The 3094-nt window shown below is 58.5% G+C and carries 3 protein-coding genes; 2 read left to right on the top strand and 1 reads right to left on the bottom strand.

What is annotated here, in order from left to right:
- Positions 1-144: 144 nt before the first annotated feature.
- On the bottom strand, positions 145-897 hold the full coding sequence (locus IVB27_RS17975; RefSeq protein ID WP_247444704.1) for an SDR family NAD(P)-dependent oxidoreductase: 753 nt from the start codon (positions 895-897) through the stop codon (positions 145-147).
- A gap of 94 nt (positions 898-991) precedes the next feature.
- Here IVB27_RS17975 and IVB27_RS17970 point away from each other — a divergent pair, with 94 nt between their 5' ends.
- The gene (locus tag IVB27_RS17970; RefSeq protein ID WP_247444703.1) at positions 992-1303 is read left to right on the top strand and encodes an ArsR/SmtB family transcription factor; all 312 of its coding nucleotides are present in this window, start codon (positions 992-994) and stop codon (positions 1301-1303) included.
- A 922-nt stretch (positions 1304-2225) separates the two neighbouring features.
- Positions 2226-2642, top strand: coding sequence for a hypothetical protein (locus IVB27_RS17965; protein ID WP_247444702.1), 417 nt, complete (start codon positions 2226-2228; stop codon positions 2640-2642).
- Positions 2643-3094 lie beyond the last annotated feature (452 nt).

The following is a 3094-nucleotide window of genomic DNA, read 5'->3' as shown; positions in this document are numbered from 1 at the left end:
ACGATGACGCCCTTGCGCTTCGCTAATCCTTCGCCGCCATCAGGCTGGATAGAGGACTTCCACCTCCAAGCTGTCGTTCATACTCGGCACACAGCAAAAATGGCCCGCGCGAGGCGGGCCATTTCCTCATGTAAACCGACAAATTCAGCGAAGGCCGCCGGTGACGTGAAGTGTCTCGCCGGTGATGTAAGAGGCTTCGTCCGAAGCGAAGAAGGCCACCGCGGCGGCGATCTCCTCGACCTTGCCGATGCGGCCAAGCGGGGTGGTGGATTCAATCCAGTTGCGCATGTCGCCCTCGTGCAGGCCGGCGGACACGACGCCTTCGGTGGCGATCATGCCCGGATTGACGGCGTTGACGCGGATCTTGCGCGGCGCCAGCTCCTTCGACAGCACGGAGGAAATCGCGTCCACCGATGCTTTCGTCGCGGTGTAGACGGCGGTGTTCGCCGGCGCGATGGTCGATACGCCGGAGCTGATGTTGATGATGCTTCCGCCATTGGGGTTGAAGTGCTTCGACGCTTCACCCGAGACCAGCAGCAGGCCAAGCACATTGAGGTCGAAATGCTTGTGGAAATGCTCGGGGGTGATGCCCTCGAGCGGTGCGAACTCGTAAACGCCCGCGTTGTTGACAAGGATATCGATCGCACCGAACGCCTTCACGGTTTCCGCGACCACGCTTTTCACGTCCTTGGCATCGGCTAAGTTGCCGTGGACGGCGACCGCTTTGCCGCCCTTGGCGACGATGGCGGCGACGACGCGGTCGGCGGCCTGCTTGCTGGAGCTGTAATTGACGGCGACCGCCGCACCCTCGGCCGCGAGCCGGGCGGAGATTTCGGCACCGATGCCTTTGGATGCGCCGGTCACGAGCGCAACTTTTCCTTCGAGTCTCTTGGTCATCACATATCTCCATGATCCGGCACGACGCCGATATTCAATGGTTCAATACTAGTGAACTATTGAATGAGTTCAAGGGAGGTGCTATATTTTAGGCATGGTGCAGTTCGTTCACCCAGCGCGGGGCGAGATTTCACTGGCCGGGGTGCTAGGCGCGCTCGCGGACCCTATGCGGCTGCGCATCGTCAAAAGCCTGGCCGCGCAGAGCGATTGCATGTCGTGCACCGAGGCGGCGCCTTGCCCTGATATGGCGAAGTCGACCCTGTCGAACCATTTTCGGATCCTGCGGGAGGCCGGCCTGATCCGGACGTCCAAGCAAGGCGTCCAGCACCGCAATGTTCTGCGCGAGGAGGACATCAACGCGCGATTTCCGAAGTTGTTGAAAATGATCCTGAGCTATCCGGACTGAGGGCGTTCGCCCACTCTTGCGCAAGGTGCGGCCGACGTTTCCACCGGAGCGCCTTAGTCAAGGCGTCGGGCGGCTCATAACATAGGGGATAGGTTCAAATCCTATCCCCTCAACCAAGTTCGGACTTTACCGGCCCCGATACGAAATGGCCCGCATCACGCGGGCCATTTTTGTTTGGCCGTCGTGCTTTTTTTGTTCAAATAATCGACCGCCGGGCGGCACGGCCCTTCTGTACAAGCGCAGGATCCGCCGTTCCGACGGAATGTCCCCCAAATCTATGCGTTTCAAACAATGGAAACGACCATACTTCAATCGGCACAAAAAGGCATTCACTGCATTCATTTTAACTGCCGCCTCCAGTAATTTCGCTGATCTTCTGCTGGCACTTGTTCATGCCGGGCATGAACGCCTGCCTGTCCGGCGAGGACTGGGGGCAGCAAGGGCAAGGAGGTCTTGGTGCGGCCGCAGGGCGTGCAGCGTCCGAGGCTCGGCCCCTTGACCGCGCGAGGGGCGAAGCCCCATAGCCTTCGTTTAACAAACTATCGACGCATGAGCGCAGCGATCAGGTGGCCAACCTGGAAGCACCCGCGGGTATCTCAGCATGGCGCCGGGACCGTCGCCGCCTCTCGTTTAAGTACCAAATCCCACGCATCCGGATATATTGTCTCAGCGCACGAGCAAGACTGTTTCAAATCCCACAAGCAGCCCCATCATCATTACGGGTGCAATATACGACGTCGCGAAAGCGGGCGGCGTAAGTGGTGGCCCCGAGGGTCCTCTCAATTCACTGGTGAGGTACAATCATCAAATAGAACACAAGGTAGGCCCGCAGAAGCGACGTCTAAATCCTCCGTTTCGGATCGATAAAGAATCCGCTCTTTCGTTCGAGATTCAACTCAGTTCCCAATCAACGGAGCCGGGTTTGGGTTGGTTGCTCCGGTTGGGCTTTGAGACCGACAACGGCTCCAGCTTCTACTCGGAACAATTCCAGCTGTATTTGCCAAGTGGATCCAAGGACGGTCCGTCTAGCGAAACGGCCTCGACACAAATCACACCACCGCCGTCGGACATTCTTCGCCAGAAGATTGACCTGCCAAGTGGCACCCTAAAGTATGTTGATTGCATATTTCGAAGAGTGGGCATTGTAAAAAACGTGGAAGGCCTCGATGCACTTGATCGACAAATGATCTTCCGTCGCGCCGGATATTACAGCATCGAAGAGTTCATAACGCAAAGAACTGAAACGTCACCACCGGTCCCGTATACCGACTTGTTCTCGCAACACCAAATGGCCCACTTGCTTACCTTGGTCAAATCTAAAGCCAAATGTCTGGACTAGGCGCAGTGCGCATGTCCGGATGCTCTCGCACAGCCATCCAATTCTGCGACAAGTGGGACATTTGGTTTGGCAAGGAAAAGCGTGCGGGCCTGGCTCCAAGATCGTCAGCATACCACGAGCCTTCGGCTAGCCAAGGAATCTTGGGGGCCACAACGTGAGCCTGAGCTGGCTGTGCGGCGGTCATCAAATTACGATGACGATACACTCAATTAATGGCGGGCAGAGATCGCGGACTGCTGCGGCGCCGCGGGCCAAGTTCAGCGTGGTCCGCGGGTAGACCTCGTATCCATCTGAGAGGGGCGCCGCGGCCGAAGAACTCGCCGCGAGCCCGAGACGATCGGTGCCCCCCCAATCGGGATAGGGGGACGCCTCGCGGCGTCGCCCCTCCCACACCACCGTACGTACGGGTCCGTATACGGCGGTTCGGTGGATTATGCGGGTCTCGGAGCCGC

This window comes from Bradyrhizobium sp. 197 (assembly GCF_023073375.1).
GTDB lineage: Bacteria > Pseudomonadota > Alphaproteobacteria > Rhizobiales > Xanthobacteraceae > Bradyrhizobium.
The sequence above is the reverse complement of the archived record's forward strand: the minus strand, read 5'-3'. Positions and strand labels throughout refer to the sequence as shown.